Origin of the sequence: Duncaniella muricolitica (assembly GCF_910574735.1) — a bacterium.
Taxonomy (GTDB): domain Bacteria; phylum Bacteroidota; class Bacteroidia; order Bacteroidales; family Muribaculaceae; genus Duncaniella; species Duncaniella muricolitica.
On the sequence record NZ_CAJTCF010000042.1, the window covers coordinates 1 to 24,577 of the forward strand.

19 protein-coding genes are annotated in these 24,577 nt (G+C 48.7%); 11 read left to right on the forward strand and 8 right to left on the reverse strand.

Annotated features, from left to right (window positions below; genetic code table 11):
• Positions 1 to 241: 241 nt before the first annotated feature.
• The gene (locus tag QGT73_RS10215) at positions 242 to 793 is read right to left on the reverse strand and encodes a DUF4924 family protein (protein WP_280122369.1); all 552 of its coding nucleotides are present in this window, start codon (positions 791 to 793) and stop codon (positions 242 to 244) included.
• A gap of 78 nt (positions 794 to 871) precedes the next feature.
• Between QGT73_RS10215 and menD the strand changes: the two genes are divergently transcribed.
• The 3 genes from menD to miaA all read left to right on the forward strand — a co-directional run bounded on the left by menD (position 872) and on the right by miaA (position 4,762).
• Entirely contained in the window at positions 872 to 2,572 is a 1,701-nt protein-coding gene (menD, locus tag QGT73_RS10220; protein ID WP_280122370.1) for a 2-succinyl-5-enolpyruvyl-6-hydroxy-3-cyclohexene-1-carboxylic-acid synthase, read from the forward strand.
• A 70-nt stretch (positions 2,573 to 2,642) separates the two neighbouring features.
• Entirely contained in the window at positions 2,643 to 3,866 is a 1,224-nt protein-coding gene (gene pepT / locus QGT73_RS10225) for a peptidase T (protein WP_280122371.1), read from the forward strand.
• Entirely contained in the window at positions 3,863 to 4,762 is a 900-nt protein-coding gene (gene miaA / locus QGT73_RS10230) for a tRNA (adenosine(37)-N6)-dimethylallyltransferase MiaA (protein ID WP_280122372.1), read from the forward strand. The genes pepT and miaA overlap by 4 nt, the downstream gene beginning before the upstream one ends.
• Before the next feature lie 11 nt (positions 4,763 to 4,773).
• On the opposite strand, the gene QGT73_RS10235 is transcribed toward miaA, so the two are convergent.
• From QGT73_RS10235 to QGT73_RS10245, 3 genes are read right to left on the reverse strand one after another with little or no spacing between them, the layout of a single operon-like run.
• Complete coding sequence (locus QGT73_RS10235; RefSeq protein ID WP_280122373.1) at positions 4,774 to 6,558, reverse strand: chloride channel protein; 1,785 nt, start codon at positions 6,556 to 6,558, stop codon at positions 4,774 to 4,776.
• 49 nt (positions 6,559 to 6,607) lie between these two features.
• Entirely contained in the window at positions 6,608 to 8,029 is a 1,422-nt protein-coding gene (locus QGT73_RS10240; RefSeq protein ID WP_280122374.1) for a sugar transferase, read from the reverse strand.
• Positions 8,029 to 8,613, reverse strand: a complete 585-nt coding sequence (locus QGT73_RS10245; protein WP_280122375.1) for an L-threonylcarbamoyladenylate synthase — start codon at positions 8,611 to 8,613, stop codon at positions 8,029 to 8,031. The genes QGT73_RS10240 and QGT73_RS10245 overlap by 1 nt, the downstream gene beginning before the upstream one ends.
• 250 nt (positions 8,614 to 8,863) lie before the next feature.
• Here QGT73_RS10245 and asnA point away from each other — a divergent pair, with 250 nt between their 5' ends.
• The 5 genes from asnA to QGT73_RS10270 all read left to right on the forward strand — a co-directional run bounded on the left by asnA (position 8,864) and on the right by QGT73_RS10270 (position 14,927).
• A complete protein-coding gene (asnA, locus tag QGT73_RS10250) occupies positions 8,864 to 9,898 on the forward strand; it encodes an aspartate--ammonia ligase (RefSeq protein ID WP_280122376.1) in 1,035 nt (344 codons plus the stop codon).
• 241 nt (positions 9,899 to 10,139) lie between these two features.
• Positions 10,140 to 12,059 (forward strand): molecular chaperone DnaK, encoded by a 1,920-nt coding sequence (gene dnaK, locus QGT73_RS10255; RefSeq protein WP_280122377.1) that lies wholly within the window; start codon positions 10,140 to 10,142, stop codon positions 12,057 to 12,059.
• A 204-nt stretch (positions 12,060 to 12,263) separates the two neighbouring features.
• Positions 12,264 to 12,815, forward strand: a complete 552-nt coding sequence (locus QGT73_RS10260; protein WP_280122378.1) for a DUF2116 family Zn-ribbon domain-containing protein — start codon at positions 12,264 to 12,266, stop codon at positions 12,813 to 12,815.
• Positions 12,812 to 14,059, forward strand: coding sequence for a tyrosine-type recombinase/integrase (locus QGT73_RS10265; protein WP_280122379.1), 1,248 nt, complete (start codon positions 12,812 to 12,814; stop codon positions 14,057 to 14,059). The genes QGT73_RS10260 and QGT73_RS10265 overlap by 4 nt, the downstream gene beginning before the upstream one ends.
• Before the next feature lie 193 nt (positions 14,060 to 14,252).
• The gene (locus QGT73_RS10270) at positions 14,253 to 14,927 is read left to right on the forward strand and encodes a hypothetical protein (RefSeq protein ID WP_280122380.1); all 675 of its coding nucleotides are present in this window, start codon (positions 14,253 to 14,255) and stop codon (positions 14,925 to 14,927) included.
• A gap of 4 nt (positions 14,928 to 14,931) precedes the next feature.
• On the opposite strand, the gene mobV is transcribed toward QGT73_RS10270, so the two are convergent.
• From mobV to QGT73_RS10290, 4 genes are all read right to left on the reverse strand, one after another.
• Positions 14,932 to 16,329, reverse strand: coding sequence for a MobV family relaxase (gene mobV / locus QGT73_RS10275; RefSeq protein WP_280122381.1), 1,398 nt, complete (start codon positions 16,327 to 16,329; stop codon positions 14,932 to 14,934).
• A gap of 158 nt (positions 16,330 to 16,487) precedes the next feature.
• Positions 16,488 to 17,480, reverse strand: a complete 993-nt coding sequence (locus QGT73_RS10280) for a DUF6371 domain-containing protein (protein ID WP_280122382.1) — start codon at positions 17,478 to 17,480, stop codon at positions 16,488 to 16,490.
• Positions 17,481 to 17,547: 67 nt separating this feature from the next.
• Positions 17,548 to 18,672, reverse strand: coding sequence for an AAA family ATPase (locus QGT73_RS10285; protein WP_280122383.1), 1,125 nt, complete (start codon positions 18,670 to 18,672; stop codon positions 17,548 to 17,550).
• A 5-nt stretch (positions 18,673 to 18,677) separates the two neighbouring features.
• Positions 18,678 to 19,037, reverse strand: coding sequence for a helix-turn-helix domain-containing protein (locus tag QGT73_RS10290; protein ID WP_280122384.1), 360 nt, complete (start codon positions 19,035 to 19,037; stop codon positions 18,678 to 18,680).
• Positions 19,038 to 19,413: 376 nt separating this feature from the next.
• On the opposite strand from QGT73_RS10290, the gene QGT73_RS10295 reads away from it, so the two are divergent.
• Genes QGT73_RS10295 through QGT73_RS10305 form a run of 3 tightly spaced genes read left to right on the forward strand, consistent with a single transcriptional unit; the run spans position 19,414 to position 24,576 of the window.
• A complete protein-coding gene (locus QGT73_RS10295; RefSeq protein WP_280122385.1) occupies positions 19,414 to 19,623 on the forward strand; it encodes a helix-turn-helix transcriptional regulator in 210 nt (69 codons plus the stop codon).
• A complete protein-coding gene (locus QGT73_RS10300) occupies positions 19,623 to 21,587 on the forward strand; it encodes a site-specific DNA-methyltransferase (protein ID WP_280122386.1) in 1,965 nt (654 codons plus the stop codon). Before QGT73_RS10295 ends, QGT73_RS10300 begins: the two co-directional genes overlap by 1 nt.
• A gap of 1 nt (position 21,588) precedes the next feature.
• Positions 21,589 to 24,576, forward strand: coding sequence for a type III restriction-modification system endonuclease (locus tag QGT73_RS10305; RefSeq protein WP_280122387.1), 2,988 nt, complete (start codon positions 21,589 to 21,591; stop codon positions 24,574 to 24,576).
• The last annotated feature ends 1 nt before the right edge of the window (position 24,577 follow it).

A 24,577-nucleotide genomic window follows, 5' to 3' on the forward strand; every position in this document is an offset into this window, starting at 1 on the left:
CATCGGCAAGACAGAAAATTTCAGTAATTTTGTTCTCGGTAATCATAGCGGTAAAATATTTGTAAATGTTATAATTGGACACTATAAATTTACGAATTTTTCGCGAGAATACCAAGAAAATCAGCCATTTAGTTTTATACTAAATGGCTGATTGTTTTATTATTGGATAACTGAACTCTTATATCGAACTCACGTTACTTTAAACTTTAAACTCTAAACTTAAACCCTCTATACTTAAAAATCACTCCTCATCCTTGAAGAGCTTGTCTTCGCGGTCGAGGTTGTAGTCCTTGGCCAGAAGGGCAAGAAATTTTGAAATCTGAGCCACGGCGTCGAGGGTGTCGGGAGTAATCTCCTTACCCTGCAGACGCAACATCAGCATGCCGTAAAGAGCGTTGAAACAAGTCTCAATCTCACCGACAGGTGTGTCACCGGCCTTGGCGCGAAGTTCGACGATATAAGGCAGGGTCTTGTAAAACTCAGCGGTATATTCCGGGAAACGCGGGTCTTTGAGCAGAGCCAGATGCAGGTCGGTGAGCTGGATGATGACATTTTTATTGAGCTGAAGGTGGCCGGTCTTTTCGACACCCTCGCGACGCATCATGTCGATAAGCGACTCATACCACTCCACCATCTCCTTGCGTTGGGCATCGGTGAGCTGAAAGCGGTCAATGACACTGGCCGTTATGCGGTCTATATCAAGATTGTTGGCACGTATTATATCCTCTATCTGCCACATATACAACAGATATTCGGCGATGTTCTCTTTGTGTTTCTGTGAAGCGATAATCATGTCGGAAACTATTTGATGCTACAAAATTAACGAAATTGAGCGGGAAAGTGTTAATTTTGCATGAAAATATTCTCCCATATGCAATCCACTTCCCACCTGTCATGCAATCTGCTTGCCGACCTGCTCACGGCCCACGGCGTGCGTCGCGCCGTGTTGTCGCCCGGCAGTCGCAACACACCTCTGATACTCGCACTGAGCCGACGCCAGGAGATGGAGTGTCACGTGGTCATCGACGAACGTTCGGCCTCGTTCATAGCCCTCGGCATGAGCATCCAGACGGGCGAGCCGGTGGCTCTCGTGTGCACGAGCGGCACCGCACTGCTCAACTATGCCCCGGCTGTGGCCGAGGCGTTTTACAGACACATCCCCCTCGTTGTAATTTCGGCCGACCGTCCCGAGGAATGGATTGACCAGGACGACTCGCAGACCATATGGCAGCAGGACGCTCTCGCCCCCTATGTGAAGCGCAGTTGTGACATCTCGGCCAGAATAGATTTTCCCAACGGTCCGTGGTGGACCGACCGCATGATCAACGATGTGTTGCTCGAGTGTGTCAACGGACGTCCCGGTCCGGTGCACATCAACGTGCGCCTTGACGCGCCGCTCCACACATTGTCGGAATATGACAGAGGGTCGGCACGCGTGGTGACAATGATTTCGCCGGTCGCACAGCTCCCTGTGAGCGAGGCCCGCGCCCTGGCCATGTCGCTGGCATCGCCCCGCAAGGTGCTCATAATAGCTGGATTTCATCAACCTGACGAGAAGCTCAACCGCGCCCTCACGCGACTTGCCTCACTGCCCAATGTAGCCGTGATGACCGAGAGCATTTCCAACATGCACTCGCCAAAATTCATCGACCGCATCGACTCGACTCTCTGCCGTCTCACAGACGGAGAGCGCGAAAGCATGCGTCCCGACACAGTGATAACCCTCGGGGGAGCCATCGTGTCGCGCCACATCAAAGACTGGCTCAGAAACATCCCCGAGCTCGACCACTGGCACGTAGGCATAAGCCACACCACCATCGACTGCTTCAAACATCTGAGCCGGCGCATCGACATGGATGCCACGGTATTCATGGGTCAGATGGCCGCCGCGTTGCAACCTCACAGAGCGGCATCGCAATATGCCGCCCTATGGCACGAAGTCGCAGACCGCGCGCGCAGACTCCATGACGCCTATGTGGCCGCAGCTCCATGGAGCGATCTCAAAGCAATGGCCGGCATATTTGCCCGGCTACCGCGCAGATGTAACCTCCACCTGTCAAACGGCACTCCCATACGCTACGCCCAACTGCTGAACCACCCGCGCATACACCGCAGCGAGTGTAACCGCGGGGTCAGCGGCATCGACGGATGCACATCGACAGCACTGGGCGCATCGGTGTACTATCTGGATAGTACACTCCTGATTTCAGGCGACATGAGCTTTCAATATGACCTCGCAGCCCTGTCTTCGACCCTCATGACACCCCGCTTCAAAATGATAGTCATATGCAACGGCGGTGGCGGCATATTCAGATTCATACCGGCCACATCCTCACTACCCGAGACAGAGCGATATTTTGCCGTTGGCACCCGGCTGCCGCTGCGCGACCTGTGTAACGGCTACGGCATAGCCTTCTTCGAAGCCGACTCGGACGAATCACTTGCCGAATCAATGCAGGCCATGCTCGCCGTCACCGACCGTCCGGCTCTTCTCGCGGTGCATACGCCACCGGAAATTTCAGCCCTCACGCTGAAAAATTATTTCACTCACCCCACAGCCGGCAAGGTATAAAAAAGTTGCATATTGCCCGACAATTCACTACTTTTGCACCACACTAAAACAACAACGCAAATCTCATATCATGACAGTAGTAGACAGATTTCTGCAATACGTCAAGTTTGACACGCAAAGTGACGAACTCACCAATATGACACCCTCGACCCCGGGCCAGATGATATTTGCCCAACATCTTGAAAAAGAACTCCGGTCGATGGGGCTTAAAGACATCTCGCTCGACGAAAACGGCTACCTCATGGCCACCCTCCCCGGCAACACCGACGCAGAGGTGCCCACCATCGGATTCATAGCCCATCTCGACACATCGCCCGACATGAGCGGCCACCACGTCAGCCCCCGCATAGTCAAGGACTATGACGGCAACGACATCACGCTCAACCAGGCCGACGGCATCATACTCTCCCCCACCCAGTTTCCCGAGCTGCTCGACTACAAGGGCCAGGATCTCATTGTGACCGACGGAAACACTCTGCTCGGAGCTGACGACAAAGCCGGCATAGCCGAAATCATCACGGCGGTAGAATATCTTCAGCAGCACCCCGAAATCAAGCACGGCGACATACGCATAGCCTTCAATCCCGATGAGGAGATAGGCCAGGGCGCACACAAGTTTGACGTCGACCTGTTTGGTGCCGAGTGGGCCTACACAATGGACGGCGGAGCCATCGGCGAGCTGGAATATGAGAATTTCAACGCCGCCGTGGCCAAGGTGACATTCAAGGGATGCAACGTCCACCCCGGATATGCCAAGCACAAGATGCTCAACTCCATACGTGTAGCCAACCAGTTTATCATCATGCTCCCCCGCTGGGAGACCCCCGAGCACACCGAAGGCTACGAAGGATTCTATCACCTCGTGTCGATCGAAGGATCGGTAGAGCAGACCGTGCTCACCTACATCATCCGCGACCACGACCGCGACCGCTTCGAGCGTCGCAAGAAAGAGCTGGAGCACCTCACACGCAAAATCAACCACGAGTTTCCCGGCTGTGCGTCAATCGAGCTGAAGGACCAGTATTACAACATGCGCGAGAAAATCGAGCCCGTGATGCACATCATCGACATAGCCGTCGAGGCCATGAAAGAGTCGGGCGTCACCCCCAAAGTGCAGCCCATCCGCGGCGGCACCGACGGAGCACAGCTCTCGTTCAAGGGTCTCCCCTGCCCCAACATCTTTGCCGGCGGCCTCAACTTCCACGGACGTTATGAGTTCGTGCCCATTCCATCAATGGAAAAAGCCACCGAAGTCATCGTGGCCATAGCCCGTCTGACAGCCGCCAAGGCATGAAAACACTTGTCATAGTCACCGGTCCTACCGGAAGCGGCAAGACCGACCTTGCAATAGATATTGCCGAGAGCCTCGACACTGAAATAGTGTCGGCCGACTCTCGGCAAATTTTTCGCGGCATACCGATCGGTACAGCCGTCCCCTCGCCCGAACAACTTGCACGCGTGCGCCATCACTTCGTAGAGACTCTCGGGCTTGAAGAATATTACAGCGCGGCCATGTATGAGGAGGAAGCCCTCGCCACACTCGACATGATATGGGCCACACGCGACTATGCCGTGATGTGTGGCGGCTCGATGATGTATATCGACGCTGTGACCAAAGGCATCGACCCGCTCCCGACCATTTCGGCCGAGATACGCGACAAGGCTCTCGATATATATAATAAAGGTGGTATCCCCGCACTCATCGACACCCTCCGCACCCTCGACCCAGATTATCTCACAGACTGCGACCTCAACAATCACCGACGTCTCGTGCATGCCATAGAGATTTCACTCCAGGCCGGAGTGCCCTACTCGTCACTGCGTAGCGGAGAGTCGAAAAAGAGACCTTTCAGAGTGATAAAAATGGCTATAAACCATAGCCGCGAGGCACTTTTCGACCGCATCAACCGTCGCGTCGACGCCATGATCGAGGCCGGACTGGAGCAGGAGGCGGCACGCGTGTATCCGCTGCGACACCTCAACTCGCTCAACACCGTCGGCTATAAAGAACTGTTTGCCATGATGGACGGCACAATGCCTCGCGAAACGGCAATCCCGCGCATAGCCAAAAACACACGCGTCTATGCCAAAAAGCAATTGCTCTGGCTCTCCAAAGACCCGTCGGTCATACTCCTCGACCCCGCCCGCCCGCTTCTGCCTCAGGCAATGTCTGCGATAAGAGAGAGTTGACAGTCTCCGTGTCAGTCCTCGGAATAGTGGCGTAGCACGCGGCGATAGGAGTTGAATATCTTGGATTTTGACACAAACCCCACGTAACGGCCGTCAGCATCGACCACAGGAAGATTCCATGCTGATGTGTCGTCAAACATTTTCATCACCTCCTCCATGCTCTGGCCTTCGCATACACGGCCCGGGGGTATCGACATGAACTGATTGACATACATCCGCTTATACAGGTCGGGGCGAAACATGATGTTGCGTATCTCGTCAAGAAGCACCACGCCCAGAAGTTTGCCGCCGGCATCTATCACCGGGAAAAGGTTGCGCGAGGAGCGCGATATGGCATCGACCATCTCCTTGAGATTCATTTCGGGGCGCACCGACACAAAGTCGGTCTCTATGACATTGCCCATCTTGAGCAGAGTCAGCACCGCACGGTCCTTATGGTGGGTCAATAGTTTGCCTTCACGCGCCAGTCGCATGGTGTAGATGCTGTAAGGCTCAAACATCTTGATGGTGCCGTATGAAATGGTCGAAGCCATGAGCAGCGGCAGAAACAGTTCGTAGCCTCCGGTCAGCTCGGCTGTGAGGAAGATGCCCATCAGCGGTGCATGCATCACACCCGACATCACTCCGGCCATGCCCATGAGGGCAAAATTGCGCGTAGGCAGGTCGAGGCCAAACATTATATTGAGCGCGTAGGCAAAGAAATAGCCCGACATGCACCCCACAAAGAGCGAGGGTGCAAACGTACCGCCCACGCCACCGCCGCCGTTGGTGGCCGAGGTGGCAAACGATTTCATCAACACGAGCGCGCCGATAAAGGCCAGTATCCACCACACATTGGTGCGGTCGGCATAGAATATCGAGTTGTTGACAATAGTCGAGGCATCATCGCCGAGCAGATGGGTGATGGAACCGTAACCCTCGCCATAAAGCGGCGGAAACAGAAACACGAGCAGCGCGAGCAGTGTGCCTCCGACAGCCGCTTTCTTCCACGGAGTGTGCAGACGGCGAAACAGTTTCTCCATCATATTCATGGTGCGGGTGAAATAGAGCGACACAAAACCGAGAAATACGCCCATGATTATGACATAGGGTATCTTCCATGTCTGAAACGGCTCGCTCTGTATGAAGAAAAACTCCACGTCATAACCCGTAAACACATATGCCACCGTTGCAGCCGTAATCGAAGCGATGAGCAGAGGCATCACCGACACCGTGGTAAGGTCAATCATCAACACCTCGAGGGTGAAAAGCATGCCCGCAATCGGAGCCTTGAATATGCCGGCGATACCCGCGGCGGCTCCACACCCCACAAGTATCATGAGGATGCGGGGCGACATCCTGAACACACGTCCGAGGTTGCTGCCTATGGCCGCGCCTGTATACACTATAGGGCCCTCGGCTCCAACCGAACCGCCGAAGCCGATGGTGATGGACGAGGCGATGACCGAAGTGTACATGTTGTGTTTCTTGAGCCTCGACTTGTTTTGCGACAGCGAGTAGAGCACACGCGTCACACCATGCGAGATGTTGTCGCGCACCACATATTTCACATAGAGGCTCGTGATGACGATGCCCGCCAGCGGATAGAGCAGATAGAGATAATTGCCCTCCGAGATGGACATGTCGGCCGTCAGAAAGCCCGAGATGGTGTGAATGAGCCATTTGAGCACCAGTGCGGCCATTCCGCCGAGTATGCCGACAGCCAGGGCGAGTATTATCACAAATGTTTTTTCCTTGATATGACGCTCGCGCCACACCAGCAGTCTCATGAAAGCAGCCTCAAAGGCATCGCCCATACGTCCAATATGTTGAAACACCATATGCATAATCTCTCAATATAATATATTATTTCCCCTCGCCGCGCAGCACGGTGAAGAGCGTATAGTAAATAATCCTCATGTCAAGCGACAGCGACATGTTCTGAAGATAGAGCATGTCATACCTGAGCCGCTCCACCATGCCGTCCACGTCACTCGCATAGCCATACTTGACCATGCCCCACGATGTGAGCCCCGGTCTCACCTGGTGCACGAGCGTGTAGTGGGGTGCACGCTCTATGATGCGGTCGATGTAATAGCGGCGTTCGGGACGAGGGCCTACTATCGACATGTCGCCTTTCAGTACATTCCACAGGTTGGGCAACTCGTCAAGACGATATTTTCTCATCACACGCCCTATCGGCGTGATGCGGCTGTCGGCGGGCGAGGAGAGCATGGGGTGTCCGTCGGGCTCGGCATGGTCACACATCGAACGGAGTTTATACAGCCTGAACGGCCGTTTTCGATAGCCGACCCGCTCCTGGGAATAGAACACAGCTCCTGGTGACTGCTTTTTTATCACTACCGCCAGCACCGCCATGACAGGGAGTGAGACCGCAAGCCCTACTGACGATATAATTATGTCAGTAAAACGCTTTATGGCCACAACGCTGTCGGAGAGCTCACACCGCGATATGTCGACGAGCGGCTCGGCCAATATCGATTCATAACGCACCGTCCCCATAATCAATGCCTTAAGGTCGGGGGAGACATAGAGCGGCACGCCAAGCGAAAAGAGCCGGTTGATGACCGCCAGAGCCTTGTCGGCTGACAAAGTGTCAGCCACAAGCAGCACACATGACAGTTGGCCTGTCTTAAACAATGATTCAACATCGTCCATAGCCGTCATATCCACCCCGTCAATCTCCTGACGACGACTGCCATCTGAGATGTCGGCCACGGCACGGATTACAAGTCCGTGCTGCGACGCCACGGCCCGCAACCGGTCAATACGTCGGGCTATATCGTCCGCATCACCGACCACAACAGCGTTGCGCGCGCCTCCCGGCCTGCGCTGTTGATGCAGAAAATGTGTGGTGAGACTGACACGTGTCACATAAACACACACTAACAGCACTCCGCCAAACATCAGCAATATCTCGTAGTTGAACACTCTTCGCGGCAATACATCGTTGAGCAACACCACGAGAAAGAATGCCATCGACCCTATGGCCACTCCGACAAAAGTCCTGACCAGCTCGGTAATGCGCGACTTGTTATAGACCTTTATATAATAGCCGGTAAGATAATACACCAGCAGCATGAACGGCGGAAACAACAACATCGACAACACAACGCCATGTGACAGCAAAAACTGTAGCAGACTGTGATGGCGCAGGGCTATATCGGACACTATCGCAAAGCGCAACACGTTGAATATCACCACTCCGACAAGAGTAGCGACATAGTCGGTCACGACATGGCATATGCGTATTCGGCCCTCCTGCATTAGTCACGAAGTATGATGATGTCTCCTGTATCCGTTATCTTTACCACCTTCGACGGACGCGACGGCGCGGCATTGTCACGGCCTGTCAGGGCCACATAATCAAGCCTGTCGAGCAACGCGGGCTCAATCGAGCCATACACTGCCGGAGCCGGCTCGCCGCTGATATTGGCCGATGTCGACACTATCGGGCCACCGAGAGCCCGACAGAGGTCTGAGGCAAATCCGTCGCGGACTATACGTATGCCGATGCTGCCGTCGGCGGCAAGCAGCTCGGGAGCCACGTCACGGCCACCCGGATAGACCACCGTGACCGGTCTGTCGCTCGCCCTGACATACTCAATGCCACACCGGCCTGCGCCGTCGGCTATATGACCGGCAAGCATATCCTCATCGGCCACAAGTGTAATCAGAGCTTTGGAATCGGCACGATGCTTTATCTCGAAGACCTTTTTCACAGCCTCGCTGCACGTGGCGTCACAGCCTATGCCCCACACCGTGTCGGTAGGATAGGCTATCACACCTCCCGAGCGCAAAGCTGCTACAGCCTTGTGCAAATCGTAAGTATAGTCGTAGTCACTATTCATATTACTGCAAATTTAACCTTTTTCGTCGAATCTACCATAACTCCCCGCCACTTTATTTTATCAAATCCATACCCGCCACTTATAATCTCCTGCTCATTTTGACGCCTCTATATCGAAAATATTATCATTTTGCCATTAATTTTAAAATATTTTTGACAAAATGTTTGCACAATCCAAAAATGCATCGTACATTTGCAACGTAATCAAACAAAAAAACTCTTACAATACATTTAAAAAATCCACCAACAGCATGTCACTCATCATCCCCCGAAAATATAGACGCAAACTCCTCCCCGAGACCACCGAAGTAGCCATCAAGATGATCAAAGACACGTTTCAGGCCACACTGGCCCAGGAACTTAACCTGCGTCGCGTCACAGCCCCGCTCTTCCTGCTCACCGGCACAGGTCTCAACGACGATCTCAACGGTGTGGAGCACGCCGTGTCGTTCACCATCGACGCAATGGACTCGCGCAAGGCCGAAGTGGTGCACTCGCTCGCCAAATGGAAACGTTACAAACTCGGAGCCTACGGCATACCCCCCGGCTACGGACTCTATACCGACATGAACGCCATACGCACCTTCGAGGACCTCGACAACCTCCATTCGCTCTACGTCGACCAATGGGACTGGGAAAAGACAATACGCGAGGAGGATCGCAACATTTCCTATCTCAAGGACACGGTAAAGAAGATATACGACTCTCTGCGCAAGGTGGAGCATCTCGTGTATGAACGCTTCCCCCACATCACCCCCACTCTTCCCCAAGAAATCACCTTTATATATGCTGAAGACCTCGCGCGCCAATACCCCGACCTCACACCCAAAGAACGAGAGACCGAAGCCACGCGAAAATACGGAGCCATATTTCTCATCGGCATCGGAGGCGACCTCTGCGACGGCAAGCCACACGACGGCCGCGCACCCGACTATGACGACTGGAGCACAATCAACGAAGCAGGATATGCCGGACTCAACGGCGACATCCTCCTCTGGAACCATGTGCTCGACATCCCCTTTGAAATCTCCTCGATGGGCATACGCGTGAGCCCCGAGTCGCTGCGCCACCAGCTTGAACTGCGCGGTTGTCCCGAAAAAGCATCGCTCACATTCCACCGCATGCTCCTCGACGGCGAGCTCCCCTACACCATCGGAGGCGGCATCGGTCAGAGCCGACTCTGCATGTTTCTCCTCCACAAAGCCCACATCGGCGAGGTCCAGGCATCGATATGGCCCGAGCAACAAATCAAAGAATGTGCGGCCGCCGGCATCGAACTACTCTAAGAAAAAACATCCTCACTGACGTCACGACACGTCATTTTTGTCAGCACAATTCGGCCATAATGTCACCATTTGGCCGAATTTTTATTTTGTGATTCTTTAATATAAGTACTTCAGAGGGGTGTTCAACATTTTTGGCACGGTATTTGTTTCATTAGTGAACGTCTTGAGGCCGCATAGCCTGCCGCCACAAGCATAGACAGAAAAAATAAAAAAGAAACAAATAAATAAAACACTATCAACTATGGGAAAAATTATCGGTATAGACCTCGGTACAACCAACTCATGTGTATCAGTACTCGAAGGCAACGACCCCGTCGTAATTCCTAACAGCGAAGGTCGCAACACCACACCCTCTATCGTAGCATTCGTCGACGGCGGCGAGCGCAAGGTAGGTGACCCCGCCAAACGTCAGGCCATCACCAACCCCAAACGTACCATCAACTCCATCAAGCGTTTCATGGGCGAATCATGCGACCAGGTGGCCAAGGAGGTAGAGCGTGTACCCTACAAGGTAGTCTGTGGAGCCAACAACACACCCCGCGTCGACATCGACGGACGTGAATATACACCCCAGGAGATTTCAGCCATGATTCTTCAGAAGATGAAGAAGACCGCCGAGGACTATCTCGGACAGTCGGTGACCGAGGCTGTCATCACCGTGCCCGCCTACTTCAACGACGCTCAGCGTCAGGCCACCAAGGAGGCCGGCGAAATCGCAGGTCTGACAGTAAAGCGTATCGTCAACGAGCCTACCGCAGCAGCCCTGGCCTATGGCCTCGACAAGAGCGACAAGGATCAGAAAATCGCAGTCTTCGACCTTGGCGGCGGTACATTTGATATCTCAATCCTCGAACTTGGCGACGGCGTCTTCGAGGTTAAGTCGACCAACGGCGACACCCACCTCGGTGGCGATGACTTCGACCACGTAATCATCGACTGGCTCGCCGACGAGTTCAAGAAAGAGGAAGGCATCGATCTCCGTCAGGACCCCATGGCACTCCAGCGTCTCAAAGAGGCTGCCGAGAAAGCCAAGATAGAACTCTCGTCGACCACCTCGACCGAAATCAACCTCCCCTACATCACCGCCACCGCCACAGGTCCCAAGCACCTCGTGAGAACTCTCACCCGCGCTCAGTTCGAGCAGCTTGCCGACAAGCTCATCCAGGCTACTATCAAGCCTTGCGAACAGGCCCTCAAGGACGCCGGCATGACACCCAAGGACATTGACGAGGTAATCCTCGTGGGCGGCTCGACCCGTATCCCCGCCATCCAGCAGGTAGTGGAGAAATTCTTCGGCAAAGCACCCTCCAAGGGCGTTAACCCCGACGAGGTTGTAGCCGTAGGCGCAGCCATCCAGGGCGGTGTGCTCTCAGGCGACGTCAAGGATGTGCTCCTTCTCGACGTAGTGCCCCTGTCAATCGGCATCGAGACCCTCGGAGGCGTGATGACCAAGATGATTGAGGCCAACACCACAATCCCTACCCGCAAGAGCGAGACATTCTCGACAGCAGCCGACAACCAGCCTTCAGTCGAAATCCACGTGCTCCAGGGCGAACGCCCCATGGCTAAGGATGACAAGACCCTCGGCAAATTCCACCTCGACGGCATCGCACCCGCACCCCGCGGCATACCTCAGATCGAAGTTACATTTGAGGTCGACGCCAACGGCATCCTCAACGTATCGGCCAAAGACAAGGCCACAGGCAAGGAGCAGAGCATACGCATCGAGGCATCGAGCGGTCTTACCGACGCCGAGATCGAGCGCATGAAGAAAGAGGCTGAAGCCAACGCCGCAGCCGACGCCAAGGAGAAGGAAAAGATTGACAAGCTCAACCACGCCGACACCGTAATCTTCCAGACCGAGAAGCAGATTCAGGAACTGGGCGACAAGATTCCCGCCGACAAGAAGGCTGCAATCGAGAACGACCTCAACAAGCTCAAGGAAGCCCACAAGGCTCAGGATCTTGCCGGTATCGACAGTGCCATCACTTCGATCCAGAACACCTTCGGAGCCATCCAGCAGGAAATCCTCAACGCCCAGCAGGCAGCCGGCGGCGCAGGTGCCCCCGGTGCAGGTGCCAACTACGGTCCCCAGCCCGGCAGCAACCCCAACTCGGGCAACGGCCAGGTCGACGACGTAGAGTTTGAGGAAGTGAAATAAGACACCGAATCAACGATAACAAAACGGAGTGTAACACAATAAGTTACACTCTGTTTTTATTTACGCTTTTTTCTCTGAATACTTGTTTTCTACGGATTTTTAGCTTATATTTGCATCAAATTTGTACCATTACAGAAATGTGAAGACGAAGTATACTTACGTTACAAATTTGAAGATTAAGTGATACAATAACAGATATGCTCTATGCCCGAAAGTAAAGCTAAAATAATGAGACACTGCATTGTATGCGGAAAACCATTCCTCGCTAAGAATGTTGATTCGGTTCACTGCTCAAAGAAGTGTTCCAATGAGACATATCGTAACAAAAAGCGGGCTGAGAAAAGAGAAATGGAGCGTCAGGCTATCTTAGCTGAATCAGAGGGTAATGCTTTGCTCACAGTGGTACAGGTGTGCAGCCGTTATCAAATTTCACGTCCAACTCTTTATAGGTGGATTCGTCAAGGAAAAATAAAAGATCACAATCCGGGTGACAGGATGACTCTCATTGATATCGCAGACATCGAGGGCTTATTAGATATAAGAAAGAATCCTTTGGAAGAGACTCCAAAGAAACGACTATATTCATTAGAGCCGGAAGATTGTTATACAATCGGAGAGGTTTCAAAGAAATATAGAATCAGCGAGTCGACGGTATACAGCAATCTGAGAAGGCATAGTATCCCTATGCGTCAGATAGGCCGTTTTGTATATGTACCGAAGTTTGACATTGACAAAATCTTCAAGTCCGAGAAATGAAAAAGAAACTCCAGCATACAACAGTGTCCGTAAAACTGCGAAAGAGTGAAATTCGGAATGAATGGTATCTCTATGTCGAGGCATACCCAGTCTATGAGAAGGAGAATGAAACTCCTAAACGAGTACGTGAATATGTCAAACGTATCATAACGACACCGATATGGGATAAGAAAAGACCTACTCGGGGAGGTTTTCAACCGAAACGTGATATCAATGGCGTTATCATGTGTAAATCCCAGATAGATCAGGAATCGTGCATCTATGCCGATAAGGTACGACAAATCCGTCAGAAGGAATATGACACGGCTGCACTGTACTCCGACCAGGATGCAGCTCAAGCTGAATTACAGGAAAAAGCCAATGCCAATTTCATTGACTATGTGAAGAAGATCACTATCGAGCGGCATAAAAATAGCTCGGCATCAATCCTCATAAACTGGAAACGAATGGGCGAATTGTTGAAAATCTTTTCTAAAGACGGAATAATACCATTCGGCAGGATTGACACCAAGCTGATAAACGATTTCAAGAACTTTCTTCTGACAGCTCCACAAGGAGGTGGAAAGAAGGGGACGTTGTCACAAAACTCGGCTGCGACATATTTCTCAATCTTTAAGGCGGCGTTGAAGCAGGCATTTATTGATGGTTATATCTCTGTTGACCTCTCGGCTAAAGCAAAAGGAATCGCAGAGGAAGAAAGCCGTCGTGAGTTCCTGACCATCGCCGAACTCAACACATTGGCAAAAACTCCCTGCGATAAGCCAATCATCAAGCGTGCGGCATTGTTTGCGGCATTGACCGGGTTACGCCATTGTGATATTCAGAAACTTCATTGGGGCGACATTCAAAAGGTGGGAGATCAATACCGTCTGAACTTCACTCAACAGAAAACGAAGGGAGTCGAATATCAGCCTATTTCAGAACAAGCATATCAATTATGTGGTACACCGGGAGATGTCGACAGGCTTGTATTCGAAGATTTGCCTGATCCTTCATGGGTATCACGTCCTTTGAAGAGATGGATTGAGGCTGCCGGAATCAAGCGAAGAGTCACCTTTCATTGCTTCCGTCATACCTTTGCTACGCTTCAAATTGCTGGTGGAACAGACCTTTACACCGTCAGCAAGATGTTAGGCCACACTAATGTCCGTACAACTCAGATATACGCAAAAGTCGTTGATAAACTGAAAGATGAAGCTGCAAACGCCATCAGTCTTGACTTGAATTTCAATGATATTGAGTAACAATATTTATAGAAATGGGGCTATATTTATATAGATAAAAAAGCCTAAAAATAAGGAGTTTATACCCCGATTTCTTTATCGTTTTCTATGGATTTTCTAATTTTGTAGAAAAATAAAGAAAATGATATCGAGAACTCTCCCAAAAATAACTCCTGGAATCATCACCGGGGTAAACATTACCCTATCTACGACAATGGCCTGGGGAACCTGTACCAAATTTGATTTGGGGTTGCAATGGAGCCTATTGCTCGTTCCTGCCTATTTTGCAGTCTGGAAGCTATTCTACGCAGGATGTAATAGAATCAGTGAGCGTATAGTCAATGCTTTTGATAAGGTTCATAGTGATTTGATTACGCGCAAGCAGCAGGAAGCGGTCGAAGAAGCACTCAAAAATGTCGAGCCTAAAGTCATAGTTAAAGATTCGGATTACAAAGATGCAGTCCGGTTCCACGACCATTATGTTGCAGAAACGAGCATAGTAAGGGAACAACTGGTCCGAGAGGATGCTGAGAAGCTTGACAAAATACTCTCATATACTAAGGAGACATTTATGCGCTTGAATTTTTCTCAAACTGAAGTCGCTCAGATTCTGGATTGCGTAAGATACTTTGTCTGCCATAAGGATGTACTCAATGTGGTCGCCATGAAAATATCAAAGAAGCTTGAAGTGACTCAAGCCTCTTTGAAGAATTTTGCATGGAACATCGCGTTCCAATATACCATTGATGGCAACACCACAGCATCATTTGTCAAAGCTACTTTCGGCGAATGGTTTGCCAATACGGAACTCTCATCAATTAAAAAGACGCTTCGCAACACTCGTGGCGCCCATGCTGTCGAGATTGATGAGAAGATTCTGAGAGTTTGAAAAGCTATCTCATGGTTTTGGATTTCGGTCTTCGGTATCTATCTTTGTCGTTATCATTCCAAGGTAATTCGGAAGATGAGCCGCCTGCGCCCGTGCCGACTTGCAGTGTCTGGATTCCTCCGGCGGCGGTCTGAAGAGCGATGGCAAGGAGGCTATGCTGTGATTCGTCAACCTGCTCCCACGGCTCAAACAGTTCGTTTACCAATTCATGAAGAGTTATCACGCCGCTGTCGTACTTGTCAAGAAGATTCTGGGGCAGATTATAAGCGGTGTTCTTGAACTCGTTGCCGTGAAAAAGCGTCGTGATTGACAGACTGGGATACATGCGGTTTGGAAACCAGCCGCTGACAAGTTCTGCTCCAGATGAAAGACGGTATCGTTCGGGATATGCCAAGCGGTGCAGTTCTTTCGTCCGATTGCGTTCGGCATTATAACAGGCCTCCCATTCGGCAACCCGTTTGGTTACTGCATCGATTTCCTTTTGGTAGGAGTTGTGTTCACGGAGCGAATCAGCTTTCAGACTGTCGTAACGCTTCTGCATATCGGTCAGTTGCTTTTGTAATCCGGCAATCTGTCTGTCCTTGTCAGCGACTTCCTTTTCAAGTTTAGGCAACTCTCCAGTTCCGAGCCACGACAAAATTCGGTTCTTGCCGTCCTTCGCGCCTTTCTCAACCTTCTCCTTTTCGGCGGCAAGTCTCTCAATCTCGGCGTTCAGCCTTTCAATGTCCGCCTGCAATTCGAGCGACTGTTGACGGTTATATTGCTGTTGCGTCTGATGTTTGGCACCACTCGCTACAACACCGCGCTTCAATCCGAATCCGACCATCGCCTGCGCATATGTATCCTGATATTGCCGGAGTTTGCCACGTGTCATCAACTCATTGGAGCATAGCCTCGGTGCCGGAGCTTTCTCCTTATACTTCTGTTCACCTTCGCGCTTACGGCGTGTGCGTGGTGCCGTTATAATGGGAACCACCGTTGCATGAAAGTGGGGAGTCTTCTCGTCCATGTGGAGCACACATGACACAATATTATCCTTGCCGAAGGTGTCATGCAGCCATTTGATATTGGCCAGGCACCAGTCATCGAGGCGACCGGTGTTTGCAAGAACCATCATCTGCTCATGCGTGCCGGTGAGAAGCACACGGATGGCACGGGTCTGGTTCTTGCCGACTTTCCTTTGAAGACCGGCAGTCTCAATACGGCGCTGAATCGCCTGAGTGCGGTTGTGAACGCCGTCAGGAAAGGCGATAAGCTCACGGTTGAGGTGTGTTCTGCTCTCGTCAGCGTTGTCGGGGATGTGCGGTTTACCGTCGGCTGTCTTGCGCTCGATGTGGCAGGACATTCCCGCATCGTTGCCTGCGCCACGCTCCAGGTGGCACACTGCATATTGTGTAGTCATTGAATCTTGAATTAAATTGGTTATGATAAAATTCCGTATCAGTCGCAAAAGAGAGCCGGGAGGAGGCTCGATGAATGATGGCTTTTTCGGGAGAGGTCGGAGACATCGGATAAAAATGCCATAATAAGCTACTGAATTTTATTGCTAAAATCCTCCCTTCATTCAGCAAGCTGACCGGCTCCGTCGGCAGCTCCTGCAATGGGGTTATTCCGGCTTGCCGCATCCAAGAGGAAGTCGGCGATGTCGAGTTTGGCGGCTCGCTGCTCCGGTGTTGCCATATCGGATATGGCAGTCACAATCCCGACAGTCGGAGTTATTGTGCGAAGCATTGTCAATTTGTCACGCCATCGGTCTTCGGCGTCAAGGTCGGGAACGAGCCACACTTCCCTGCCTTTCAATGCCTGCGAAGCCGTCTGATTGAGGCATCCGCAACATCCGCCACTCGCCAGCCAAAGGTACTGCGGATAATAGTGAGAGGCGATTACCGCTGACTTCTCGGATTCCACTATCAAGACTTTTGAATCGGGACAGACGGAAAGCAGATGCTCGCCGAAGAAACATTGCACAAGGTTGAAGTCTTCGGGATTGTCAACCATTGATTTCATACGGTGCGCCCACATGAGGTTTACCAGTCCATCTTCCTTTATGCGGTGTCCGTTGTTGCCGTATCGCATTATCTTTCCTGTGCGGATACATCCGTTAATATCCACTTGCCAGAATACCGCTGCATCGTTCATCCGGGAGGTGGCACCGACATTATATAATCGGAACAGCCGCATGGTTTCGTCATTACCCCACAGTGAGCTGAGAAATCGGAACAGAGACGAAGACTGACTGCGATTCATGGATTCAACCATCCAGCTTCGCTCTATGAATGACGGTTGGGAGAGCTGTTCATTGATGATGTGCAAACTCACAGGCCGATGGGATGTAATATCATTCAGCCATGGATGGTCACGGAAATAGTCGGATGGTGTGTAGTGATATCCGCATTTGAATATACGGTCACATTTGCCCACATGATCGGCAAGGAACAGTCCGGTCTGTGTGTTAACATAGCGCACTAGTTTCCTCGACCGTCCACAAGCCGGACATGTCACCTTAATGCGTGGACGGGAGTTGTCAAGCCGGTATCGGTAATCATTAATCATAGTAAGCCGAATTTTGGTTGGGTGAGGTGTCGTATATATATAGACCCGCTTCATCCAACTAACTTTTTCAATAGTAAAAGTCCTGAAGGTAGCGGTACGGATTGCCCTTCTTCTTGCCCTTGTCCACCTGCTCAATCATCCGTTTGTTCCGCAGAAACGTTATCAGAATCTTGAGCTTGTAGTCGCTTAGTTCAATATCCTCGTCGGCGTATGCGTCACGGAGCGCATCCATGAGTTCGCCATGCCGAAGCAATGTTTCTGGATTGGGAAATGCCGAGTCAAGAGCACTGCGGTGGGTATCCTCGGTTATGTCGTGGTACGGGTCCCAGGCCTCGTTGCCTTTGGCTTCGGGCGTCGGCACATAGTCCTTGATGAGTTCGGGCAAAGCCTCGGTGTTAATACGAAAGGCAAACGAAGGGAAAGAAATATCTCGGATATAGACTGCCTCGACGGTACTGATGGCATCATCGTTCTTGTCCTTCTCGACACGAAGAACGGTTTCTGACTTATTATTGATTTCGGTTCCGATGTGTCCGCGTGCGTTCTCATCGCTTTTGTTCTGGTGTATAACGGTATGGATATGAAGATTGTATTCTTCCGTCCACTTCATCAGATAATTGACTATAAGAGTCGCTTCACGGGGATTGTTGATATCAAGCATCAGGTCACGGATGCCGTCAATGATTACCAGTCCGACAGCCGGGGTGTTCCGAATCTTATGGTCAATCATGCCGATGCGGTCTTCCACAGAATTTTTACGGAGAGCGTAATATTTTATGCGCTGCTTGATTTCCGCGTTGCTCCTGTGGGTCAATCGCGCGATACGCTTGAATACACGAAAGGCATGATATTTACTCTGCTCAGTATCAAAGTATAGGATACCGTTCTGGTCAGACGGCATATTGCCGCGATAATTCAGGATTGTACTGTTAGTCATGGCAGCTGCGGTCATCGCCGACACATTGAAGGTCTTTTTACCTTTGGGCTTGCCGATTGAGGCACTGAAATTGCCGAAGGTGCAGGCTGGTGAATCGCCTATATAAATGGCGACCGGCGGCGGTGGCACCTCCTTGTCGATGTCAAGCTGCACCTCGGTGCATAACCTCTCGTAGCGCACTGCTGCCGCATCAGGTTCCTGCAGTCCGGCTCCGCTCTCCACTTCGGCGATGAAGCTGCCGAGTGGGTCATTCATGCCAGTCATAGTTTATGCTCCTTTCTGCCGGCGCAGAAGGCTGCGGCATCAGCCTCGATTTCACGGATTGATTTGAGCTGTTCTCCAATCAGCCATTTGTCAACCTCCGATTTCAGAAACATGATGCGCTTCCCTTTCTTGTGGAAAGGGATGAGATGCGCGCTCGTCCATCCATAGACAGTCTGCGTAGCCGGACGCGTCGGAAGATATTCGCACAAATCATGAATACTCATCCATACATCCTTGCCGGATGACGAAGTATCGCCGAGCGATTCAAGTTTGCGGTCAAGCTCTTCTACTTTCTCAATCAGATATGCCAGAGCTTTGGGCATATCCTCGAATTTGATAGTGGTTCTTTCGACCATTATAACAGATATTTGCGTTGCGCCTCAATATCGAAGCGTTCTGCAAAAGAATAGCAAAAACCAATGGTGATTCAATACTGACTCCATCCATACCCTCAATCATAATCAAATCATAACCACCCATAACAATACCCAACTATCTTTAAGCAACTTACCAGATGTATTTTCTTTAAATTATGATTGCCTATTGAGGCCGAAATAGCCCTTATTAATGGCACCAATCATAACGATTCACAACTGATTGTCTCGAATATCAATAAGAATAATCGCCTATTCTGCCTACATTATGCGGCAAAATATGATGAAACGCACTCGGTTTCTTTGTCATGTGCGGAACTTTCACTAAATTTGCGAGTGGATAACAAATTTTATCGACATGGAAACTGATATAAACCGATTAAAAGTAGTTTTAGCAGAAAAGAAACGGACAAATAAATGGTTATGTGAGCAATTAAATGTGAATCCATCAACCGTATCAAAATGGTGTACGAATAGTTCTCAGCCAGATTTGCAGACTTTAGTTAAAATTGCCAAGTTATTGGAAGTCAGTGTTGATAATCTATTGAATACTAAAATTGAAATCTGATGATTAAAGATATAATTGATAAAAATAATTCTGTAACACCCGGCTCTAACGAGCTTGAAATACTGAGAGAACATTTTCCAGCTTGTTTCAAGGAAGATGGAAGTTTCGATATTGTCAGATTTCAAGAGTATCTGAAAGACAAGGTAGAAGTAACTGATGAGGGATACGAATTGCGATTTCTTGGCAAGAACTATGCCCGAATGTTAGCATCTCTTGACACCACAACGGTAATAATGCCGGATGAAGCGCATAACTCTTTGCCCGAAAACAAGGGAAGCAAGAATATCTATATAAGCGGCGATAATCTTGATGCGCTGAAACATCTTCTGAAATCGTATGCAGGACAGGTAAAGTGCATCTATATAGACCCTCCATACAACACAGGTTCTGATGGATTTGTGTATAATGACAGTTTCAATTTTACCGCAGAAGAATTATCCACAAAACTCAGTATTTCATTAGACAAGGCTCAACGCATTCTTGACCTTACTCTTCGAGGCTCGGCCTCACATTCAGCATGGCTGATGTTTATGTTGCCTAGACTGCTCCTTGCCCGCGACATCCTTAGCAAAGACGGCATAATTTTCATCTCGATTGATGATAACGAGCAAGGAAATCTTAAGCTGTTATGTGATGACGTTTTTGGAGAGGAGAATCTTGTAGGACAGATAATTTGGAAAAATGCCACAGATAATAATCCCACAAATATTGCTGTAGAACATGAATATATAGTATGTTACTGCAAGAACAGAGCATCGTTAAGTCCAATTTGGAAGTCTAAAGACAGTGAAATTAAAGACCTTTTACTCAGAAAAGGAAGAGAATTAGTCCAATCATATTCAGGGGAAGACCTTCAACAAATTTGGAAAGCATGGTATAGAGATCATAAGTCTCAGCTAGGCCCTTTTGAAGATTACAAGTTTATTGATGAAAACGGAATATATACTGGAAGTAGAAGTGTCCATAACCCAGGCAAAGAGGGCTATCACTACGATATCATACATCCTGTAACCGGAAAACCCTGTGCGGAACCTTTACGAGGTTATCGTTTCCCAGAGACATCTATGCAAAGACTTATTGAAAATGGGAAAATTATTTTTGGAGAGGATGAGACTAAACTCGTAGAGATAAAAGTGTATGCCGATGAGTACGAAGACAAGTTTTCAAGTGTATATAATTTCGATGGACGTTCGGGAGCGAATGAATTGAGGGACTTGTTTCCCAATATAACCCAAATATTTAAAAATCCCAAATGTACTACATTAATTATGCACTTACTGTCTTTTGTAGATTTACAGGGTGGCTATTTTTTAGATTTTTTTGGCGGCAGTAGTACATCAGCTGATGCAATACTTCGGATCAATCAAAAAGGCGACAGTTATAATAAATACATAATAGTTCAGGCTGAAGAGGCTTGCAATGAAGATTCTGAAGCATTCAAAGCTGGTTATCAAACTATAGATGCGATAGGTATTGATCGTATAAGGTGTGCTGCAAAAAAAATCGCAGCAGAGAATCCTCTTTTCCATGGAGACCTCGGATTCCGTCATTTTATGTTGAAGGAACCATCTAGAGTTGCATTGGAAAAAATCATCAATTTCGATAAGCATACTGCATTCGGTGACAATACCCTGATGGATGAATTTGGTGTTCCTACCATACTTACAACATGGCTGGAAAGGGATGGTTATGGTCTGACTTCTGATTACCACTCTTTAGATCTTGGCGGTTATACGGCATATTATATCGACAAGCATCTCTATCTTATCAACCATGATTTAACTGATGACGCAGTAGCTATACTCCTTGACAAGTATCAAACGGAAGCATCATTCAATCCGCAGAATGTTGTAATCTATGGCTATTCCTTCGGTTGGAATGAGTTGCAGAGCCTGAAAGACAGCCTACAGACCGTACAAGCCGGAGAGAAGAATCTTCGTATCAATTTCGAAATTAGATATTGACATGGAACTGATACTTCAATCCTCTTTACCTCATCAGCAAAAGGCGGTAGATGCGGTAGCCGATGTATTCAAGGATACATGGATTAAGTCGCCTGTGCATTACTATTCCAATCCTGAAATAACCATTTTCAAGGATGGTGTCGGTGATAACATCCGAAATATACAAGGTGTAAACAAGATTCCGCATGAGTATGGAGGATATACTCATGAACCTACATGTCTAAATCTTGATATTAAGATGGAAACCGGCACCGGGAAGACTTATGTCTATGTTCAGACTATGTTTGAACTCCATAAACGCTATGGAATCAATAAATTCATTGTAGCTGTGCCTACATTGCCAATCAAAGCAGGCGCAAGACAGTTTATGGAGGATGAATATGTAAAGCGTCATTTCCGGGATGTTTGTGGATATGACGCAGAAATTGACCTTCTTACGCTTGAACCTCCCAAGAAGAAAAAGAAGGGAAGACAATATTTCCCTGCTGCTGTAAGTGAATTCGTCAAAGGGTCATGTCAAGACACCAGGAAAATTTTCGTTCTTTTAGTAAACATGCAACTACTGAAAGATGCGAAGAACTATATCCTAAGCAGAGATGATTATGGCAATGTTGTGGAAGGCTTTTATCGTCCGTATAATGCGCTTAAAGCTACACGCCCGTTTGTAATCATTGATGAACCTCACAAATTTTCGAGAGAGCAGAAAGCTTTCGGCATTATCCAAAAGGAGATTGCCCCACAATGTATCATCAGATTTGGTGCTACATTCCCCGAAGTCTCCATCGGCAAAGGAAAGAATAAGAAGATAATCAAGGATTACCAGAATCTTCTTTATGACCTTAACGCTTGTCAGTCGTTCAATCAAGGGCTGATTAAAGGGGTTGCTAAAGAACATTTTGAGCCCACTTCACAAAAAAATGAGAAAATCAAGTTGATGTCGGTAACTAAAAACGATTCAGCTACATTTCAACACAAGCAGGAAGACGCGCCGACAAGGAGTTTCCAGCTCCGTGTAGGTGATTCGCTTTCTCAGATAGCAGATGAACTAACCGGACTAACCATCCAGACTATTGATAAAAACTCCATCGAGCTTTCCAACGGACAAATTAAAACTGTCGGAGAGGAAATGGACGTGGATGTATTCATGAATTCCTATCAGGAACAAATGATACGTCTTGCCTTGGAGAGGCATTTTGAGACAGAACGTCATAATTTTTCGGGTCGGACCTTTAAGATTAAAACTCTTGCATTGTTCTTTATTGATGATATAACGTCATATAGGAAAAGTGAAGATGGGAAAAGACCATATATACTCGAAGCCTTTGAACGATTGCTCAAAGAGAAACTTAGAGACACTATAGGCAAACTATCTGACCAAGAAAACGAATATCGTGAATATTTGGAGGCAAGTCTGAAAAATATCAGAGCTTGCCACGCCGGATATTTTGCTCAAGATAATAGTTCTTCGGATGAAAGTATTGCCGAGGAGGTTAATGATATCCTTAACGGAAAAAAACAATTGCTTTCGTTTGTGGATAAAGACGGTAATCCAATGCTTAGAAGGTTTCTATTTTCAAAATGGACTCTAAAGGAGGGCTGGGATAACCCCAATGTATTCACAATTGCGAAACTACGTTCAAGTGGAAGTGATATTTCCAAACTACAAGAAGTAGGTCGCGGTCTGCGTCTTCCTGTTGATGAGTGTGGTAACCGCATTTCCAATGAGGAATTTACATTAAATTATATTGTAGATTTTACAGAAGCTGATTTTGCGAAGAAACTCGTTGAGCAGATAAACAGAGAGATTCCGGAATCAGTTACACTCTCTTTGGAAATTATTCAACAGGTTGCGCAAAAAATGGGAACCGATGCAACCATTCTATTTGTTGAATTATTGACTAAGAAATATGTAGATCTTAAATATAATATTATTCCCGAAAATAAGTCTTCGTTTTTTGAGGAATACCCATTATTCAAGTCCGGACTTGAAAGCGGAAAAGTAAGAGATCGCAACAGTAAGCCCAATCATCCTGTCAAAATCAGGAAGGCTAGGTTTGAAGAGTTGAGAGAACTATGGGAGAAGCTCAACCAGCGATATACTATATGGTATGAGCCTGAACTCAATATCGAAATTGACAAAGCTCTTGATACGATACTTGAAACAGGAAATATCTTTACTGATAGAGTGGTCGCCAGCCGTAGAGACATCGTTGTTAGTGATGGTAATCATATGTCATCTAATTCAGGCAGTGGTGTCCAATATACCATTAATCAAGCATTACCATATGGTGTGTTCTTGAAACGAGTGTCGGATGTTACAAATATTTCTCTTGAAAAGATACATAGTGCAATTTGTCGCTATACTAAAAAGTCAGGAAAGATAAAGGATTCGCATTTCAATGAACAGGCTATAGGTGCACTTGTTCAATCATTCACCGATTGGAAGATTGAGACCTTACAAGGGCGTTTCAGATATAAGAAAACCGATGGCTCAACGGGGGCCACGGCACTCACATATGCCGACGGGAGCGTCAGAGAAGAAATCGCTCAGGGTCGAATAGGAATCAAGGTGAAGGAAGGAGATGCTGCAGACAAATATTTGTATGATGCGAAAGCATACGATTCCCCTCTTGAACTTGAAGACATCGAATCCGATATTGACGGAGGTCTTTCCGGAATAGCCGAAGTTATTGTCTATGGCAAAATACCTCGGAGTAGTATTGCTATACCAACGATTGCCGGTGGAACATATAGCCCTGACTTCATGTATGTTGTCAAGAAAGCCAACGGAGATAAAGAACTTAACATCGTAGTTGAAACCAAAGACGTTGAGAATAAATCAACTCTTCGTGGTGTAGAAGCAGCAAAAATCAAATGTGCAGAGGTCTTTTTCAAGAACCTCTCCGCGCAGGGCTACAACGTCCATTTCCGCACTCAGCTCAATAACAAGAAAATGCTCCAGATTGTAAAAGATGTGCTAAATCAATAAC

Coding starts and splice junctions, on each gene's coding strand:
- miaA (WP_280122372.1), top strand. CDS start 3,863: ATGAAAACACTTGTCATAGTCACCGGTCCTACCGGAAGCGGCAAGACC.
- mobV (WP_280122381.1), bottom strand. CDS start 16,329: ATGACTACACAATATGCAGTGTGCCACCTGGAGCGTGGCGCAGGCAAC.
- QGT73_RS10305 (WP_280122387.1), top strand. CDS start 21,589: ATGGAACTGATACTTCAATCCTCTTTACCTCATCAGCAAAAGGCGGTA.
- QGT73_RS10245 (WP_280122375.1), bottom strand. CDS start 8,613: ATGAATAGTGACTACGACTATACTTACGATTTGCACAAGGCTGTAGCA.
- menD (WP_280122370.1), top strand. CDS start 872: ATGCAATCCACTTCCCACCTGTCATGCAATCTGCTTGCCGACCTGCTC.
- QGT73_RS10240 (WP_280122374.1), bottom strand. CDS start 8,029: ATGCAGGAGGGCCGAATACGCATATGCCATGTCGTGACCGACTATGTC.
- asnA (WP_280122376.1), top strand. CDS start 8,864: ATGTCACTCATCATCCCCCGAAAATATAGACGCAAACTCCTCCCCGAG.
- QGT73_RS10285 (WP_280122383.1), bottom strand. CDS start 18,672: ATGAATGACCCACTCGGCAGCTTCATCGCCGAAGTGGAGAGCGGAGCC.
- QGT73_RS10295 (WP_280122385.1), top strand. CDS start 19,414: ATGGAAACTGATATAAACCGATTAAAAGTAGTTTTAGCAGAAAAGAAA.
- QGT73_RS10265 (WP_280122379.1), top strand. CDS start 12,812: ATGAAAAAGAAACTCCAGCATACAACAGTGTCCGTAAAACTGCGAAAG.
- QGT73_RS10270 (WP_280122380.1), top strand. CDS start 14,253: ATGGCCTGGGGAACCTGTACCAAATTTGATTTGGGGTTGCAATGGAGC.
- pepT (WP_280122371.1), top strand. CDS start 2,643: ATGACAGTAGTAGACAGATTTCTGCAATACGTCAAGTTTGACACGCAA.
- QGT73_RS10260 (WP_280122378.1), top strand. CDS start 12,264: ATGCCCGAAAGTAAAGCTAAAATAATGAGACACTGCATTGTATGCGGA.
- QGT73_RS10215 (WP_280122369.1), bottom strand. CDS start 793: ATGATTATCGCTTCACAGAAACACAAAGAGAACATCGCCGAATATCTG.
- QGT73_RS10300 (WP_280122386.1), top strand. CDS start 19,623: ATGATTAAAGATATAATTGATAAAAATAATTCTGTAACACCCGGCTCT.
- QGT73_RS10290 (WP_280122384.1), bottom strand. CDS start 19,037: ATGGTCGAAAGAACCACTATCAAATTCGAGGATATGCCCAAAGCTCTG.
- QGT73_RS10280 (WP_280122382.1), bottom strand. CDS start 17,480: ATGATTAATGATTACCGATACCGGCTTGACAACTCCCGTCCACGCATT.
- QGT73_RS10235 (WP_280122373.1), bottom strand. CDS start 6,558: ATGGGCGATGCCTTTGAGGCTGCTTTCATGAGACTGCTGGTGTGGCGC.
- dnaK (WP_280122377.1), top strand. CDS start 10,140: ATGGGAAAAATTATCGGTATAGACCTCGGTACAACCAACTCATGTGTA.